Here is a 16,324-nt window from a genome sequence, read left to right as displayed (position 1 = left end):
CCCCTCCCCCCCCCCCTCCCCCCCACCCCCCCCCCTCCCCCCCCCCCCCCCCCCCCCCCCCCCCCTCCTCTCCCCCCCCCCCCCCCACCCCCTCCCCCCCCCCCCCCCCCCCCCCCCCCGCGACACCCCGCACACCCCCCGCGGGCACGGCGGAGACGACCCCGCACCCGGACCCGGACGGCACGGCCCCCACCACCCCCCTCCCCACGACGACGGCCACCTCCCCCGCGCCCGCACCCACCCCTTCCCCCGCCCCGGACGACACGGTCACGGCCAGAGCCCGTTCCCTCCTGGTCCCCGTGTCCGAACCGGAGGCCCGCCCCGCGCCGGCCCCCGCGGTCGCCCCGGTCCTGCCGGGCCGTCCGGTCGCGGACCGGCCTCAGGTGCGGGCGCCCGGCCCGGAGCTGGGCGACGAGAACGGCGTACCGTGCCCGTGGTGCTCCACCCCCAACCGCCCCGACCGGCACTTCTGCGGACGCTGCGCGATGCCGATGACCCGGGAGGAGCGTGCCGCGCGGCACCGCCCCTGGTGGCGCCGTCTGTTCGACCGCGACCGGGAGACGCCGTGGGCCGGTGACCGGCCGCGGCTGCGACGGACGTTCGACCGCGTCATGACGTGGGTGGTGGCCGCGGCCGTCCTCACCCTGCTGATCGTGGCGGGCGTCAACGCCCCGGACGCGGTCCAGGCCACCCGGGACCACTTCGCCAAGCGCGCCCCGGTCGCCCCGAACCAGGTGGTGGCGTCCCGCTCCTATCCGGGACACAAGCCGGAGCTGGCCTTCGACAAGGTCAACAACAGCTGGTGGGGTCCGGGTGTCTCCCAGTCGGGTGAGGGCGAGTGGATCGAGGCCCGCTTCGCCGAGCCGACCCGCCTGCTGGACCTGATCATCACCCCGGGTGTCTCGGTCCGCCCCGACCAGCTCTCGCAGTCGGCGCTGCCCCACCGTCTCAAGGCCGCGATCACCCTGAAGGACGGCACGACGACGACCCGCACCCTCACCCTCGACCAGAGCGCCGGCGGCCAGCGCCGTGCCTTCCGCGTCGGCGAGGTCACCAAGGTCCGCTTCACCGTCGAGTCGTCGTACGCCGCGTCCGCGAGCAAGCAGGTGGCGATAGCGGAGATCGAGTTCTTCGGCAGGTCGTCGGCGAACACGACGTGAGCGACGGCAGGCAGGGCGGACGCCTCCCGGGGGAGAGCGGCCGTCCTGCCCGCCCGACTCCCACCGGCTCACCCGGAACGCGACGAGGCCCACCCCGTCTGACACGGGATGGGCCTCGTGATGAGAGCGCCGGGCAGGCCTTGCACCTGCATCTCCCCGCAGGAAGCGGGACGTCTTTCCTTGGACCACCAACGCAGAACCGTTTCACCACCGTTGTGGCGACCGGCTCAAGATCAATAGTACACCGCCCGCGGCGGTCACGCGAGTTCGTCCACGTCCAGGTCCGGTCCGACGACCAGAGTGACCGCTGCGGCCGCCGCGTCCGCGGACTGTGCGGGTGTCGTCCCGCCGGGCAGGCGGGAGGCGAGGACCGAGGCCTGCTTCTGCTGGCCCGCCGGGTAGGTGACCGTCGTCTTCTGCACCGTCTCCGGGGCGTTGCCCGTGCTGTCGACGGTGTAGCCCGCCCGACGCAGCTTCTCGGCGACGGCCGCCGCGCGGCCCGGGACACCGGTGCCGTTGAGCACCCGGACGTGCACGGTGGAGGCGTACACCAGGTCCTTCACCGCCGTCTGCAACTGCGCCTTGGTCGTCTCCCGGTCCTTGGCCAGGGAGGTGAACAGGTCGGCGGCCTGCGGGTACTGCCACACGACGTTCGCCACATCGCTGGGCACGTCCGCCTGACGCGGGTAGTTGGGGACCGTCAGGAAGGCCAGCCGGTCCTTGGGGATGCCCTTGAGCTCGTCGGCGAGGGAGTAGATCTGCTTGATCCCGGCCATGTCGGGGTCGGTCGTGAGCGACTTGGTCGCGGACTTCAGGAAGCCGTAGAGGGAGTTGGGGCTCGTCAGCTTGTCCTTGGCCTTCGCGACGAGCGCGTTCATGAACTCCTGCTGGCGGCCGATGCGCCCGATGTCGGAGTTGTCGCCGACGCCGTAGCGCACCCGGACGTACCCGAGGGCGGTCTCGCCGTCGACCGTCTGGCAGCCGGCCTTCATGTTCAGGAGGGACTTCTTGTCGCGGATGTCCTGCTGCGGGCAGACCTCTATGCCGTCGAGGGCGTCGACCATGCCCTTGAAGCCGGAGAAGTCTATGGACATGAAGTGGTCGATGCGCAGACCGGTGTTGGCCTCGACGGTCTTGATGCTGCACGCGGCGGCCTCGGCGACCTTGCCGGTGCTGCCGCCGATCGCGAACGCCTCGTTGATCTTCGCGCGGTGCGGGGAGGACGTGCTGCCGTCGCCCCGGTCGCAGGCCGATATCTCCACCCACGAGTCACGCGGGAACGACACCACCGCGGCCCACTGACGGTTCGCGGGGATGTGCAGCACCATCAGCGTGTCCGACTGCATGGTGGTCAGGTCCTTGCCGCCGTACTTGGCGTTGGCGCCCTTCCGGGTGTCGGAACCGACCAGCATGATGTTCTTCGACCCGGGGCTGAGGTTCTCGGGCCGGTCGCCGCCGAGTTTGCCGTCCACGTCGGCGGAGCCGATGCTGCCGTTCAGGTCCTGGTAGATCCACGCGCCGACGCCGCCGACCGCGAGGACGGCCACCGCGGTCACCCCGCCGCCCCAGACGAGGATCCGCCCCCGCCGGGTCAGTCGCGCCCCGCCGCCGCGGCCGGCCCCGCCGGCCGCCCTGCCGCCGCCCCCGCCGGCGCTGCCCGCCGGTGTACGGCGACGCCTTCCCGTTCCGCTCACCTGCGCTCGCCCCCTCCGCCTCGGCCGTTCCCACCCCGTACACCGTGCTCGGATCGCCCGACGCAGGTCACGGCCGGACGACGGAACCCTACACGCAGGTAGGAATACGTCCCGAGAACACGGACGACTCACTCTCGCTCCGCTCGGACCCGTGCCCGGCCGGCCCGCGGCGGGCCGGCCGGGCACGGGTTGGATCAGCGAGCGTTGATCAGCTCGTACGGCGGGACCGACACCGTACGGGCGCCGGGGGTGCCGCCGAGGACGACCTTGCGCAGGGAGACGTTGTTGTTCAGGTTCGTCTCCTTCAGGCGCTTGGCCGGGTTGGCGAGGACCTCGATGTAGTACGTGCCGTTGGGCAGGTCCGTGATGTCGAAGGACTGGCCCGGGCGGTACTGCGTGTAGGTGTCGCCGGAACCGACGTCGAGGACCTCACGCACGGAGATCGAGTTCTGCTCGCCGCAGGCCGTCGACAGGTCGGTGTTGTACGGGTGCCAGTTGGCGTTCTTCACCGTGTAGTCGACCGCGTCGGTGTTGGCCAGGCAGAACGCCTCCTTGCCGCTGCGCACCTCCTTCGTCTTGTCGGCGCTCAGCAGCCGGTAGCTGGCGAAGTCGGTGAAGTGCCAGTGCTCGTGGCCGATGCGCGGGTCCCACTCCATGGTGCCGGTGGGCGTGTAGCCGATCTGCTTGCCCTTGGCGTCGTAGAAGTACTGGTAGGCGTCCATCAGGTCCTTGCCGGGGCTGCGGAAGCCGTCCACGACGAGGGGCGCGGGGCCCGCGTTCCAGACGTTGGCGCTGAAGGCGAGGTAGTCCTTGCCGGGGACGTCGCCGTCCTCGCCGTCGGTGATGGAGATGTCCCAGGCCGGCAGGGACCGCAGGTCGGGCTTGGGCACGTCGGCCGGGACGCTCGCGCGGCCGGTCGGCCGCTGGGCGTTGGCCTTCAGCGCGGGCGCGATGCGGGAGCCGTCGGTGTGGTCCTTGCCGTCGCCCAGGTGGTGGGCGCGGCCACGGTCCGCAAGGGCGTGGGAGAGGGCACCCGGCGTGGGGGCGTCGGCGCCGCGCGGGCCGTAGTGGTGGCCCGCGTGGCCGGACGCGGCCGACGGGGCGTGCGCCGCGTGGGCGCCGTGGTCACCGTGCGCGACGGCGGACCGGCGCCCGACACCCTCGCCGCCGCCCTCCTCGTCCTTGATCTCGCGGACGGTCACCTTGATGGTGGGCTGGTTGTCGGGGATGGCGAACAGGTCGCGGTACTTCTTCGCCACCGACACCTTGGCCGTGTACTCGCCGGCCGGCAGGTCGACGGGCTTGTCGTAGTCGACGGTGCTGGAGTTGGACGCCCAGCCCTTCTCCACGCCCCACACCGAGCCCAGGGTCCACGGGTTGGTGGGGCAGCTCTCCGGGTAGTGCGAGGTCGCCGGGGCGTCCGGCCGGATGCGACCGGAGGCGTTGTTCGGGCAGAAGGTGCCCTTGCTGGTGGCGACCTGCTTCCCGGACGCGTCCTTCAGGGACACCTCCAGGAAGCCCGGCAGCCCGCGGAAGTCCTTCACCAGCCCGGCGGGCAGGTTCTTGGTCGTGGTCTTCGTCCCGTCGCGCAGGATCTGCTGGGCGACGACGGGGTCCTTGTACGACTTGCGCGTCACCTTGAACTCCAGCGGCGCGTTGTCGACCGAGAGGTACGTACCCAGGTCCAGGTAGACGCCGGGCTCCCCCTCCCACCGGTTGAGCGTCACGGAGTCCGACGCGGCGATCAACTTGAGCTGCGGCACACCCGGCTTGCTCTTCGGGGCCGCGCCGGCGCCGGGTGCGGCCCCGGCGACGGCGACGACGGTGAGAGCGGCCCCCGCGGCGAACGCCGCCCGCTTCAGGCCCTTGCTGTGTGACTGACTGGTCATCGGTTCCTCGTCTGCGAGTGCCATGGTCAGTGGCATCGGACTGGGCAGCCCACGACCCGGCCACCTGCGGACACCCGCACGGACGCACCCCACGCGCCCCGGCCGCGACTGTGAGCACCCTGTGAGACAGGTAAAAGGCCGGTGGGGGTTGCCTGTTGACCGAGAATTTCATCCGGGTTCGGGCCGGGACGTGATGCCGCCGCTCCTCGGACGGCGGTCGTCGCTCGCTCCGGAGGCGCCGCCCGCGGGACCGACGGCTCCCGGTGGACCACGACCGTGGGCGTCGGACTCCCAGCGCACGCAGTGGTCGAGGGGGCCCCGGCTTGGCCCTCACCCGGCCCCAGCCGTGGTTGCGGAAGCCGTGGAGGTCCGGGTAGGGCGGTCGAGACGTCATTCCAGACCTCGTTGACCGGCTGGACGAGGTGGGCGGGCGGGTTCCGCTCGTCGGCGGCCTCGGCGCGCGGGGCCGCCACCCCGGTGGTGTGGAGCAGGGCCGCCGGGGCGGCCGGCACGGTGAACGGACGGGCGAGCCGCCTGCGGAGCGGTGATCTCATGGGGAACTCCTTGTGCGGGGGACGAGACGCGGTACCTGTGCGGAGTGGCCGCCGCCCGCCCGCGCCCGGTTGCCGCCTCCGTCCGGGTGGTCCGCGGGCGATTCGGGGGCGGGGGCGGGCGGGGGGTCCGCATGCTGAGGCGATGCGCCCTTCACCCCTGTCCGGCCGCCGGCGGCTCCTGGGTCCGCTCCTCGTCACCCTCGTTCTCCTCCTCGGTCCCGCCTGCAGCCGCCTCGGCGGCGACGCGGGGCCCGGCGACGCCAGACCCGGCGGTGGCGGACCCGGCGGCCCGCCGACCGCCCGGCCGCCCGCGTTCGGCGCGTACGTCGGGAACGACGCCGACCGCGTCCGGCGGATCCCCGAGCTGGACGCCTGGCTGGGCCCGGCCACCCCCCGCGTCGGGCGCGCCTTCCTGCCCGGTGACCGGTGGGGCAACATCGAGGGCGCGCCGACGTTCCTGCACCACTGGGCGCGCTGGCGCACGGCCCGCGCGGACCGGCTGTTCGCGCTCAACGTCCCGATGCTGGAACGCACCGAGGCTCATCTGCCCGACTTTGTCGTGCGCGACGAGCTGCGCAAGGGTGCGGCCGGCAGGTACGACGGCCACTTCCGGACGCTGGCCCGGCGGCTGGTCGCCCTCGGCGTGCCCGACACGGTGCTCGTCATCGGCTGGGAGATGAACGGCATCACCTACACCCACCGCTGCGGTCCCGACCCGGCCGCCTGGAAGCGGTACTGGACGCGGATCGTGACGGCGATGCGGTCGGTGGCCGGGCAGCGGTTCCGGTTCGAGTTCGCCCCGAACCGGGGGCGGGACGCCGTCCCGTGGCCCGACTGCTACCCCGGGGACGCCGTCGTCGACGTCATCGGCATGGACGCCTACGACCATCCCCGGGGGCTGTCCTTCGAGGAGCAGGTGCGCGAGCCGTACGGGCTGGCCGCCCACGTGCGGTTCGCCCGGGCGCACGGCAAGCCGATCGCCTACCCGGAGTGGGGGCTCTACCGCAACGGTGACAACCCGGCGTACATGCGCGGCATGCTGACCTGGTTCGCCCGTCATCGTCCGCTCTACCAGACCATCAGCGACTACTGCCCGCACGGGGTGTGGGGGTGCCGGGACAACCCCCGGTCCTCGGCGGTCTACCGGAAGCTGGTCACGCAGCCGTTCGGCTGAACCGGCGGCGCGTCACCGGGGCGCGTACCGCCCGCTGCCCGATCGCCGGTCCGATGATCCCAAGATGCGACTGATGCGACGAGATGACTCCGCGCGTCGCCCGCGCCGGAGGAGCGCTGCGACGGGCCCCGATCTGCACGCCGTTCCCCGTCCCGCCCTCCGTGCCGTACGCCTGGCCTCCCTCCCCCTCACCGCCCTCCTCTCCCTGCTGCTGATCGCCCCGGCGGGCGGTGCGGCCGGGGCGGGGGCGGGTGGGGCCCGCGGGTCCGCCGGGCCCGGTGGGGCTGCCGGGACCGCCGGGACCGCCGGGGGCCGTGCGGCCGCCGACGCCACCCGGGCCACCGTCGCCACCCGGGCCGCCGACGCCGGGGCCGCCCCGGCCGCCGATGCCGCGAAGGCCGCCGACGCCGCCCGGGCCGCCACGGACGAGAAGGCCCGGCAGGCCGCGCGGGAGGCGTTCCGCAAGGAGACCGCCCGTGTGGTGCGGGCGCACGAGCAGGCGCGGGCGCAGGCCGACCGGCTGCGGGCGGCGGGCGCCGCCCCCGCGCGCATCCGGTCCGCCGAGCGCCGTCGCAAGGCACTGCGCGCCGCGTTGTGGGGCCGGCTGTGGTCGGTGGCCCGCCACGGCGACCCGGTGGCCGTCGACCCGACCGGGCGGGCCGGCCGGTGCGCCGGCCGGGACCGGGCCGGCGCCACACCGGTCAAGGGCCCGCGTCCCGACGGCTGGCGGGCTCCGACCGTCGGCTACTGGCTCTCCGCCGGCTACGCCGCCGAGGGTTCCCACTGGGCCCACCGGCACACCGGCCAGGACTTCGCCGTGCCCACGGGGACCCCGGTGTACGCCGTCGGCCCGGGCACCGTCCTCGTGACGACCTGCGGCGACGGCTTCGGCAACCAGGTCGTCGTCCGCCACGCCGACGGCTACTTCACGCAGTACGCCCACCTCTCCCGCATCGACGTCCGCAACGGCCAGGAGGTCGACGCGGGCCGGCGGATCGGCCTGTCCGGGGCGACCGGCAACGTCACCGGGCCGCATCTCCACTTCGAGGTGCGCGTCACGCCGTACATGGGCTCGGCGGTGCCGCCGCTGCCCTGGCTGGGGCGGAAGTCGGTCCGGGTGACGGGCGCGAAGCCCGCGCGGGAGTGAGGGCACGCCGCCCCGGCCGGTCACCGGTGTGAAAAAAGACCGCGCGGGGCGCGGCGGCCTCCGGGCACACTGTCGACGGCTGCGGGGGGCGGCCGGAGGACGGAGACCGGGGGGACGGGCTGTGGGCAGGCGGCGTTACGTCGCCCGGGGTGTGCCCGGCGGCTACCGCATCTGGGACAACCGGCGGCGCGGCTACTGGGGCGACTTCTACGAGCTGTGCCCCGACGAGCTGCTGACCGAGCTGAACGGCGGCGCGGATCAGCAACGGATCGTCGAACTGATGCGGAGGTACAAGAAGTCGCGGCGGTGAGGCTGTTCAGGCCGCCCGCGTCCGGGGCGCGTCCGGCCGGTACACCGCCAGCGCCCAGATGACGAACACGTCGATGGCGATCAGGATGATCGACCAGACCGGGGCGTAGGGCAGGAACAGGAACTGGAGGAGCAGGCTCAGCGAGGCCATGGCGATGCCGGCGATCCGGGCCCAGGCGGCACCCGTGAGGATGCCCCAGCCGGTCCCGACGGCGACGATGCCGAGGATGAGCAGGATCCAGCCCCAGCCGGTGAGGTTGATCTCGTAGACGTAGTCGCCGACGCGGGCGTAGACGTCGTCCTCGGCGATGGCGGCGATGCCCTGGAAGATCGCCAGGATGCCGTTCATCAGCATCAGCACGCCCGCGAAGGTGACGCCGCCGGTGGCCGGCCCGCCGTGCGCCCCGGGGGAGCCGTGTCCGCCGGGCGCCGATCCGGTGCCCTGGTGGGAGGGGTCCCAGATCGGGGGTGTGCGGTCCGGCCGGGGCTGCGCGTGGTCACTCATGGCGGTACCCGTTTCTCCGTGTCCTGCGTGGGTGTCCTCGTCGTGTCGACCATCCGCCGGGGCGTGGCGCGCCACCACGGGAGGTGAGCCGTCCGGGTGAGCGCGGCGTGCGGAGGCGGACGGCGGGCCCTTCACTGGACGGAGAGGACGCACAGGACGCCGACCACGAGTCCGCACGCCGGAGGCGAGATGCCCGCTCACCCCACCCGCCTGGCCCCGCTGGCCGCGCTCGCCGCGCTGCCCCTGCTCCTCTGCGGCTGTTCGGACGAGGACACCCCGGCGTCCGTGGCCAGCAAGGCCGCCTCGCTCGCCTCGCGGGCCGGGGAGGAGTTCGCGTCGGCGACGGCGGAGGCGGGCCGCAGACTGGACGGCATCAAGGGCGGCGTGGAGGCCGGGGGGGACGTGAAGGCGGGGTCCGTGACCACCGCGTCCGACGGCCGCAGCACGGCCCGGGTGACGGCGACGAACACCACCGACACGGTGAGGTCCTTCGCGGTGCAGGTCGACTTCACGAACGCCGACGACCAGTGGCAGGACACGGTCGTGGTCACCGTCGCGGACGTCCCGCCCGGCAGGGCCGGCACGGCGACCGCCCGCAGCACCCGCGGCCTCACGGGCGAGGTGAGGGCGAAGGTGGCACGGGCGGTGCGGTACTGAGGCCCTCCGGACGGGCCGGCGCCGCCGTCAGGAGGGGACGAAGTCCACCGCGTCGGTCGTCACGGTCCCCGCCGTGCGGCCCGGGGCCGTCTGCCAGCTCCAGTACAGGTTCGTGTGCGCGATGACCTGCCCCGGCGGCGGGGCACCCCACTGCGACTTGTCCCCCGTGGTGTGGGCGTCGCTGACCAGGATCACGTCGTATCCCCTCGTGAACGCTCCGTGCAGTGTCGAGCGGATGCACACGTCGGTCTCGGCACCGGCCACGAGCAGCCGGCCGACCCCGAGATCCGACAGCACCTTCTCGAGGGTGGTGGCCTCGAAGGAGTCGCCGTGGTTCTTGTGGACGAGCGGTTCGCCGTCGCCGGGAGCCAGTTCGGGGACGATCGCCCAGTCGTCGCCGCCCTGCGGCAGGTCCTCGTCGGAGTGCTGCACCCAGACGACGGGCACGTTCTCCCGCCGCGCCCTGTCGACCAGGGCGGCCACGTTCGCGACGACCGCGTCCCGCTCGTACGCCTCCTGGACGACACCCTTCTGCACGTCGACGACGAGAAGTGCGGTGTTCGGCCGGTTCTCCAGTGTGGTCATGCCGACGAACGGTAGTCCCGCCCACCGACAACCGGGCGTCAGCCACCGGTGTTGCATGACCATGCGAAGCAGTGCATAATATTTCTGTGTCTAAGGTCCTCACCTCCCTCCCCACCGGCGAGCGCGTCGGCATCGCCTTCTCCGGCGGGCTCGACACCTCCGTCGCCGTCGCCTGGATGCGCGACAAGGGCGCCGTCCCGTGCACGTACACCGCCCACATCGGGCAGTACGACGAGCCCGACATCGCCTCCGTCCCCGGCCGTGCCTCCGCGTACGGCGCCGAGATCACGCGGCTCGTCGACTGCCGAGCCGCGCTGGTCGAGGAAGGGCTCGCCGCGCTCGCGTGCGGCGCCTTCCACATCCGGTCGGGCGGACGGCCCTACTTCAACACCACGCCGCTCGGCCGCGCCGTGACCGGCACACTGCTGGTCCGGGCGATGCTCGAGGACGGCGTGCAGATCTGGGGCGACGGCTCCACCTTCAAGGGCAACGACATCGAGCGGTTCTACCGCTACGGTCTGCTCGCCAACCCCCACCTGCGGATCTACAAGCCGTGGCTGGACGCCGACTTCGTGAGCGAGCTCGGCGGCCGCAAGGAGATGTCGGAGTGGCTGCTCGCCCACGGGCTGCCCTACCGGGACTCCACCGAGAAGGCGTACTCCACGGACGCCAACATCTGGGGCGCCACCCACGAGGCCAAGACGCTGGAGCACCTCGACACCGGCATCGAGACCGTCGAGCCGATCATGGGCGTGCGGTTCTGGGACCCGTCGGTGGAGATCGACACCGAGGACGTGACGGTCGGGTTCGACCAGGGACGTCCGGTCACCATCAACGGCAAGGAGTTCGCCACCCCGGTCGACCTCGTCATGGAGGCGAACGCCATCGGCGGCCGGCACGGACTCGGCATGTCCGACCAGATCGAGAACCGGATCATCGAGGCGAAGAGCCGCGGCATCTACGAGGCGCCCGGCATGGCCCTGCTGCACATCGTCTACGAGCGCCTGGTCAACGCGATCCACAACGAGGACGTCGTCGCCGCGTACCACGGCGAGGGCCGGCGTCTCGGCCGGCTCCTCTACGAGGGCCGCTGGCTGGACCCGCAGGCGCTGATGGTGCGCGAGTCGCTCCAGCGCTGGGTCGGCGCCGCCGTCACCGGCGAGGTCACCCTGCGGCTGCGGCGCGGCGAGGACTACTCGATCCTCGACACCCGCGGCCCGGCGTTCAGCTACCACCCCGACAAGCTCTCCATGGAGCGGACCGAGGACTCGGCGTTCGGCCCGGTGGACCGCATCGGCCAGCTCACCATGCGCAACCTGGACATCGCCGACTCGCGGGCCCGGCTCGAGCAGTACGCCGGTCTGGGCATCGTCGGCGCCGGGCACCCGCAGCTGATCGGCGCCGCGCAGGCGGCCTCGACCGGCCTGATCGGCGCCATGGACGCGGGCGGCGCCGAGGCGATCGCCTCGCGCGGCGAGGCCACCGACGAGGAGACGATGCTGGACCGCGCCGCGATGGAGTCCGGCACGGACTGATCGCGGTCCCCGCCGTACGGCCGGGGAGGCGGTGCGTGAGGTGGGACGCCACCTCACGCACCGCCTTTCGCCGTCTCACGGCTCCTGCTGTGCAGTCTCCGCCCGTCACCCCGGGCTGACCGCTCCCGTCGTGGCGACGTCGAAGCGGAACTCGGTGAACGGCTCCCCGTCGGCCCTCAGGACATAGGTCGCCGCCGGGAGGAGGGTCAGCTCGCCGACCCGGTCCCGGGGCAGGACGCCGCCCTGTTCCAGCAGGGACACCGGCACCAGGTCGTGAGGCAGACCGCGCCCGTCGAAGGCGATCCGGTAGCCGTGCAGGGTCAGCGTCCGCCCCCGGCCTCGGCGAAGCCGGCATACCGGTCGTCGACGGCCACCCCGCCGTCCGTGGTCACCGTGAACCGGAAGTCGGCATTGACACCCGATCCCGGGTGGAAGCCGTAGCCCGGCGCCGGAACGAGCGTGACGCTGTTGATCCGGTCCCGCGCCAGGTGGCCCGGACCGTCGAGCAGGTCTATCAGCGCCAGCCCGTGCGACAGCCCGCGTCCGTCGACGTCGATGCGGTAGCCGTGCAGGGTCAGCGTCCGTCCCCCGGCCTCGGCGAAGCCGGCATACCGGTCGTCGACGGCCACCCCGCCGTCCGTGGTCACCGTGAACCGGAAGTCGGCGGTGATGCCCGACCCGGGCTGCACGCCGTAGTCCGCCGAGGGTACGAGGGTCACGCGTCCGGCGTCTCCACGGTGAACCGGTCGCCGTAGCCGAGGGAGCGCGGGGCGTCGGTGATGAGCGGCCGTCGTCCCGCCGGATAGGGCGGTGAGAAGATGTGGATCTTCAGTCGGCCCGCGGTCGCCGGATCACCCGGCTGCGCGCTGATGCTCGACCCGGCCGTCCACACCCGGCCGTCGGGCATCAGCAACGCGGTGGAATGGTAGTTGCGCACCACCGGGGAGGGCTCCTCGATCGTGTCCCACCGGTCGGACGCGTCGTCCGGGTCGGCGACGTCACGGTAGGTACCGGACGCCCAGTCGATGGCGGGCGTGTAGATCTCGGGCTCGTCGACGCCCCTCTCCGGGCTCTGGGTGTCGGGCGGTTGCACGCCTCCGGTCATGAGCACCTGCCCGGTCGGGAGGAGGACGGCGCAGGTGTGCCGGCGCTGCTTGCCGGCGGCGGAGCCGTTGCGTCGCGGGATCGGCTTCCAGTCGGCGGCGCCGGCGCCGAATCCCCGGTAGAAGTCGTCCGGGAGCGCGACGCTCTCCGTCACCGCCCCGGTGCAGGGGTCCATCCGCACGCACCGCTGGTACCCGATCAGCCGGGACGCGCAGAAGACGTCGCCCCGGGGCAACAGGAAGAGACGGGGGTAGAGGTCGGGGTCGGCGCCCCGGGCCCCGTCGGTCGGGGGCAGCGCCACCCAGCTGTCGTCGGCGGGGCGGTAGCGCTCGGCGAATCCCGGGTTGTGCTGGGGAGCGTCGTTGCGCGGATGGCCCGCGTAGGCGAAGAGTTCGCCGGATGCCAGCGTGACCAGGGTCGGGTACCAGCGTCCGCCTCCCGCGCCGCCGGGGGCCGAGGGGTTGAGCTGCGCGACCTCGGTGAACCGCCCGGTGCGCGGGTCGTACGTCCAGCAGTGCCGGTGGCCCGGGAAGTGGTTCGCCTCACCGTGGCCGTGGCCTCCGCCGACGGCGTCGGCGGAGAACAGCTCCGTCCCCCCGCAGACCATCAGCCGTCCGTCGGGCAGAAAGGCGTGCCCCGAACAGAAGACGTCGTGGCTGGGGGACTTGACCTTCGCGCGCTGGTGCAGGCCGTCGGCGTCGGCCCGGCAGGCGAAGCGTCTGGTCGCGTCGACCTTGCTCGGCTCCTGCTGGTGGCCGATGTTGTTGTCGCGGAAGTGCTGGTTGCCCCCGAAGTACAGAATCTCTCCGCCGTCCTCGGTGGCCACGAGCGCCGCGTGGATGGCGAGGATCTCCGAATCTATCGCTGGCCCCCAGGGCATGGCACTTCCCCTTTCCGGAGGGGACGGGTGTGAACGCTGCGCACGATCGGGACCGGCGGGCGGGGCGTCTTCGGGCCCACGGACACCCCGGTGCGGATCTGAGGCGTCGTTCGCCCACCCCCGGCCGACAGGCTCCGCACATCGGCGTCCGGGAGGGACGGGGCGTCCCCTGTCGACGGTACGACGACGGGCTTCGCGTCGCATCAGGAGCGCAGGCGAGCCGGGCCGACCCGGAACGATCCCGAAGTCGGCTCGCGCGGGGCGGAGTTGACGAAGGAGCGGGAGGGAACCGCGCCCGACCGTCGCCCTCGGGTGCGGCACGTCGGGGAAGTTCTGCCGGGACCGGTGAGTACTACGCGTCCCGCGTACGTACTCCTGTGCGTCCGATCCCGCCGAGCACCACGCACGACTGGCGGATGACCCCCGACCGGGCAGGAGGAACGGTGCGCTTTTCGCGGAACGTCATGGGTACGGCCTTCGTGGGCGGCGCCCTGAGCTTGACGCTCGCGGCCCTGGCCTATCCGGGCATGCTGGGCCTGGAGAAGGTCTCCACCTCGGGTGACCGGATCATCGCCACCACACAGTGGGGGCCGCTGACCGAGTCCGACCGGGCCTTCGTGGTGGCGGTGCGGGCGGCCGGCCTGTGGGAGTACCCGGTGGGCTTCATCGGCCTGCAGAAGGGGCAGAGCCCCGCGGTCAAGACGGCCAGCGAGCACCTCATCGACGGGCACGCGGCGCTCGACACCACCTGCCGCAAGATCGCACCGATGCTGAACATCACGCTGCCCAACGTGGCCAGCCCGCAGCAGATCGGGTTCGTCAACACCCTTCAGGCGGCCCAGGGGCAGCAGTTCGACATCGAGTTCGCCAACATCCTGCGCCAGACGCACGGTTCGATCTTCAACACGGTGGCGAAGGTCCGGTCGACGACGAAGAACGGCCTGGTGCGGGCCCTGGCCGACCAGGCCAACGACACCGTCCTCGACCACATCACGGTCATGGAGAAGACCAACCTGGTCGACTACGACCAGACCCTCTTCAAGCAGACCACGCCGCCCAAGCTGCCGCAGTCGGAGATGACCCCGCCGCCTCCCCTCGCGGGCCAGCCGATGGTCGTCCTCACCCCGCCCCCGACCGCCACCGCCACGCCGGTGGACATCGACGCCGCGTCCGTGGTGGGCGGCGGCGGGGTGACGCCCGCGCCGGCGCCGGCGGGCTGAACCGAGCGACGCGCACTCCTCAAGGGGTCCGAACAGAAGGGGAGCCCGGCTCGCGGCGTCCCCTTCTGCACGGACCCCTGAGCCCGCCACACCGCTGTAAGGACCCCTAAGCCAGCCACACCGCCGTGTCGGGGCCGATGCGGCCGTCGTCCGCCAGAGGAGCGCTGCTCAGCAGCACCTCACCGGGCGGCAGCGGCACCGCGTCGTCCGACAGGTTCGCCACGCAGCGCCACCCCTCGCCCCGGGTGAAGGCCAGGACACCGGTCGGGGTGTCGTCCGCCCAGACCAGGTCCTCGCCGACGAGCAGCTTGCGGCGCAGGCGCAGGGCCGTGCGGTAGAACTCCAGGGTGGAGCCGTCCGCGCCGTCCTGCGCCTGGACGGCGTACCGCGCGAAGGACGTCGGCTGCGGCAGCCACGCCCCGCCCGCGCCGAAGCCGTACGACGGTCCCGTGGGCGTCCAGGGCAGCGGCACCCGGCAGCCGTCGCGGCCCTTGCGGACGCGGCCCGACTGTTCCCACAGGGGATCCTGGAGCACCTCCACGGACAGGTCGGCGACCTCGGGCAGGCCGAGTTCCTCACCCTGGTAGAGGTACGACGATCCCGGCAGCGCCAGCATCAGCAGGGTGGCCGCTCGGGCACGGCGCAGGCCCGCCTCCTCGTCGACGGGCGGGGCGTGACCGCCCGACAGCAGCCAGGTGTTCTGGTCGGTGCCGGGCGGCAGCATCAGACGGGAGGCGTGCCGGACGACGTCGTGGTTGGACAGCACCCAGGTGGCGGAGGCGCCCACCGCCCGCGCCTCGGCGAGGGAGTCGGTGATGATCGCGCGGAGGGCGGCGGCGTCCCACGGGGCCTGGAGGTACTCGAAGTTGAAGGCCTGGTCGAGCTCGTCGGGACGGGCGTACAGGGCACGCCGGGCACCCGGCACCCAGGCCTCGGCGACCGCCGTGCGGGGCGGGGTGTAGGAGTCGAGGACGCGGCGCCAGTCGCGGTAGACGTCGTGGACGTCGTCGCGGTCGTAGAAGGGGTGGGTGCCGGGGGCCATCGTCACCAGGGCCTCCTCGGCGCTCAGTCCCGGTGCCCCGAGGTCGCGCAGGGGTTCGCGCAGGTCCTTGGTGAGGGCGTGGGCCACGTCCACGCGGAAGCCGACGACGCCCCGGTCGGACCAGAAGCGCAGGGTGGTGCGGAGGTCCTCGCGAACCTCCTCGTGGCCCCAGTCGAGGTCGGGCTGCTCGCGGGCGAAGAGGTGGAGGTACCACTGGCCGTCCGGGACGCGCTCCCAGGCACTGCCGCCGAAGACCGACTGCCAGTCGGTGGGCGGGAGTTCGCCGTGCGCGCCGCGTCCGTCGCGGAAGACGTAGCGGGCGCGGGCGGGGGATCCGGGGCCGGCGGCGAGCGCCTCCCGGAACCACGCATGGCGGTGCGAGGTGTGGTTCGGGACGATGTCGACGATGACCTTCAGGCCGAGCCGGTGGGCCTCGGCGACCAGCGCGTCGAAGTCGTCCAGCGTGCCCAGGCGCGGGTCGACGTCCCGGTGGTCGATGACGTCGTAGCCTCCGTCGGCGAGTTCCGACGGATAGAACGGGCTCAGCCACAGGGCGTCGACGCCGAGTCCGGCCAGGTGGTCGAGGCGTTCGGTGACGCCGCGCAGGTCACCGAGCCCGTCGCCGTCGGCGTCGGCGAAGCTGCGCGGGTACACCTGGTAGACGACGGACTGGCGCCACCAGTCGGGGCGGTGCGGAGAGAAATCGGTCACGGACAGAAGACTGTCCACTTTGCCGGGAAGGGCAACATGCGCACCCCTCGGAGTGAATCATTCCGCACATGGGGATCTCATGGCGGAATCTTGAACTCCCAGAGGTTTGGAGCAAGTTGACAGCGATCATGCAGGCCGATCACGATGGGCCCACGCCG

The 16,324-nt window shown here is 72.8% G+C and carries 14 protein-coding genes and 1 pseudogene (1 of these 15 running past the window's edge); 7 read left to right on the top strand and 8 right to left on the bottom strand.

From position 1 onward, the window contains the following. Positions 1–1,160 (top strand): annotated as a pseudogene (locus ACZ4YY_RS10340) (NADase-type glycan-binding domain-containing protein); it begins 97 nt to the left of the window's first position. 257 nt (positions 1,161–1,417) lie between these two features. Here ACZ4YY_RS10340 and ACZ4YY_RS10335 read toward each other — a convergent pair. Next, entirely contained in the window at positions 1,418–2,854 is a 1,437-nt protein-coding gene (locus tag ACZ4YY_RS10335; RefSeq protein WP_468286357.1) for an LCP family protein, read from the bottom strand. 194 nt (positions 2,855–3,048) lie between these two features. After that, positions 3,049–4,767 carry a lysyl oxidase family protein gene (locus ACZ4YY_RS10330; protein ID WP_468286354.1) on the bottom strand — a complete coding sequence of 573 codons (1,719 nt, stop codon included), beginning with the start codon at positions 4,765–4,767 and terminating at the stop codon, positions 3,049–3,051. A gap of 672 nt (positions 4,768–5,439) precedes the next feature. Between ACZ4YY_RS10330 and ACZ4YY_RS10325 the strand changes: the two genes are divergently transcribed. From ACZ4YY_RS10325 to ACZ4YY_RS10315, 3 genes are all read left to right on the top strand, one after another. Next, the gene (locus ACZ4YY_RS10325) at positions 5,440–6,471 is read left to right on the top strand and encodes a glycoside hydrolase family 26 protein (protein ID WP_468286351.1); all 1,032 of its coding nucleotides are present in this window, start codon (positions 5,440–5,442) and stop codon (positions 6,469–6,471) included. Between the two features lie 73 nt (positions 6,472–6,544). Next, a complete protein-coding gene (locus ACZ4YY_RS10320; protein WP_468286348.1) occupies positions 6,545–7,618 on the top strand; it encodes a M23 family metallopeptidase in 1,074 nt (357 codons plus the stop codon). A 121-nt stretch (positions 7,619–7,739) separates the two neighbouring features. After that, positions 7,740–7,928 carry a hypothetical protein gene (locus ACZ4YY_RS10315; RefSeq protein ID WP_468286345.1) on the top strand — a complete coding sequence of 63 codons (189 nt, stop codon included), beginning with the start codon at positions 7,740–7,742 and terminating at the stop codon, positions 7,926–7,928. 6 nt (positions 7,929–7,934) lie between these two features. On the opposite strand, the gene ACZ4YY_RS10310 is transcribed toward ACZ4YY_RS10315, so the two are convergent. After that, positions 7,935–8,432: a DUF7144 family membrane protein gene (locus tag ACZ4YY_RS10310; protein WP_468286342.1), complete on the bottom strand. Its 498-nt coding sequence runs from the start codon at positions 8,430–8,432 to the stop codon at positions 7,935–7,937. Positions 8,433–8,621: 189 nt separating this feature from the next. On the opposite strand from ACZ4YY_RS10310, the gene ACZ4YY_RS10305 reads away from it, so the two are divergent. Continuing rightward, positions 8,622–9,089, top strand: a complete 468-nt coding sequence (locus tag ACZ4YY_RS10305; protein WP_468286339.1) for a hypothetical protein — start codon at positions 8,622–8,624, stop codon at positions 9,087–9,089. Between the two features lie 27 nt (positions 9,090–9,116). On the opposite strand, the gene ACZ4YY_RS10300 is transcribed toward ACZ4YY_RS10305, so the two are convergent. Further along, positions 9,117–9,674 (bottom strand): isochorismatase family protein, encoded by a 558-nt coding sequence (locus tag ACZ4YY_RS10300; protein WP_468286336.1) that lies wholly within the window; start codon positions 9,672–9,674, stop codon positions 9,117–9,119. An 86-nt stretch (positions 9,675–9,760) separates the two neighbouring features. Between ACZ4YY_RS10300 and argG the strand changes: the two genes are divergently transcribed. Further along, a complete protein-coding gene (argG, locus tag ACZ4YY_RS10295) occupies positions 9,761–11,209 on the top strand; it encodes an argininosuccinate synthase (RefSeq protein ID WP_468286333.1) in 1,449 nt (482 codons plus the stop codon). A 105-nt stretch (positions 11,210–11,314) separates the two neighbouring features. Here argG and ACZ4YY_RS10290 read toward each other — a convergent pair whose 3' ends face one another. From ACZ4YY_RS10290 to ACZ4YY_RS10280, 3 genes are read right to left on the bottom strand one after another with little or no spacing between them, the layout of a single operon-like run. Next, positions 11,315–11,470, bottom strand: a complete 156-nt coding sequence (locus ACZ4YY_RS10290) for a hypothetical protein (protein ID WP_468286330.1) — start codon at positions 11,468–11,470, stop codon at positions 11,315–11,317. A gap of 59 nt (positions 11,471–11,529) precedes the next feature. Then, a complete protein-coding gene (locus ACZ4YY_RS10285; RefSeq protein WP_468286326.1) occupies positions 11,530–11,928 on the bottom strand; it encodes a hypothetical protein in 399 nt (132 codons plus the stop codon). Beyond that, positions 11,925–13,193, bottom strand: coding sequence for a Kelch repeat-containing protein (locus tag ACZ4YY_RS10280; RefSeq protein ID WP_468286322.1), 1,269 nt, complete (start codon positions 13,191–13,193; stop codon positions 11,925–11,927). The genes ACZ4YY_RS10285 and ACZ4YY_RS10280 overlap by 4 nt, the downstream gene beginning before the upstream one ends. A 464-nt stretch (positions 13,194–13,657) precedes the next feature. Between ACZ4YY_RS10280 and ACZ4YY_RS10275 the strand changes: the two genes are divergently transcribed. Continuing rightward, positions 13,658–14,413: a DUF4142 domain-containing protein gene (locus ACZ4YY_RS10275; RefSeq protein ID WP_468286597.1), complete on the top strand. Its 756-nt coding sequence runs from the start codon at positions 13,658–13,660 to the stop codon at positions 14,411–14,413. 106 nt (positions 14,414–14,519) lie between these two features. Here the strand turns inward: ACZ4YY_RS10275 and ACZ4YY_RS10270 are convergent, their stop codons facing one another. After that, the gene (locus ACZ4YY_RS10270) at positions 14,520–16,166 is read right to left on the bottom strand and encodes a glycoside hydrolase family 13 protein (RefSeq protein WP_468286318.1); all 1,647 of its coding nucleotides are present in this window, start codon (positions 16,164–16,166) and stop codon (positions 14,520–14,522) included. Between the last annotated feature and the right edge of the window lie 158 nt (positions 16,167–16,324).

The organism is Streptomyces sp. NPDC030143 (assembly GCF_055573695.1).
The sequence above is the reverse complement of the archived record's forward strand: the minus strand, read 5'-3'. Positions and strand labels throughout refer to the sequence as shown.

What these genes read in the sequence shown, in the direction of transcription:
- ACZ4YY_RS10305 (WP_468286339.1), top strand. Translation starts at nt 8,622, where the DNA reads ATGCCCGCTCACCCCACCCGCCTGGCCCCGCTGGCCGCGCTCGCCGCG.
- ACZ4YY_RS10300 (WP_468286336.1), bottom strand. Translation starts at nt 9,674, where the DNA reads ATGACCACACTGGAGAACCGGCCGAACACCGCACTTCTCGTCGTCGAC.
- ACZ4YY_RS10280 (WP_468286322.1), bottom strand. Translation starts at nt 13,193, where the DNA reads ATGCCCTGGGGGCCAGCGATAGATTCGGAGATCCTCGCCATCCACGCG.
- ACZ4YY_RS10325 (WP_468286351.1), top strand. Translation starts at nt 5,440, where the DNA reads ATGCGCCCTTCACCCCTGTCCGGCCGCCGGCGGCTCCTGGGTCCGCTC.
- ACZ4YY_RS10330 (WP_468286354.1), bottom strand. Translation starts at nt 4,767, where the DNA reads ATGGCACTCGCAGACGAGGAACCGATGACCAGTCAGTCACACAGCAAG.
- ACZ4YY_RS10275 (WP_468286597.1), top strand. Translation starts at nt 13,658, where the DNA reads ATGGGTACGGCCTTCGTGGGCGGCGCCCTGAGCTTGACGCTCGCGGCC.
- ACZ4YY_RS10310 (WP_468286342.1), bottom strand. Translation starts at nt 8,432, where the DNA reads ATGAGTGACCACGCGCAGCCCCGGCCGGACCGCACACCCCCGATCTGG.
- ACZ4YY_RS10320 (WP_468286348.1), top strand. Translation starts at nt 6,545, where the DNA reads ATGCGACGAGATGACTCCGCGCGTCGCCCGCGCCGGAGGAGCGCTGCG.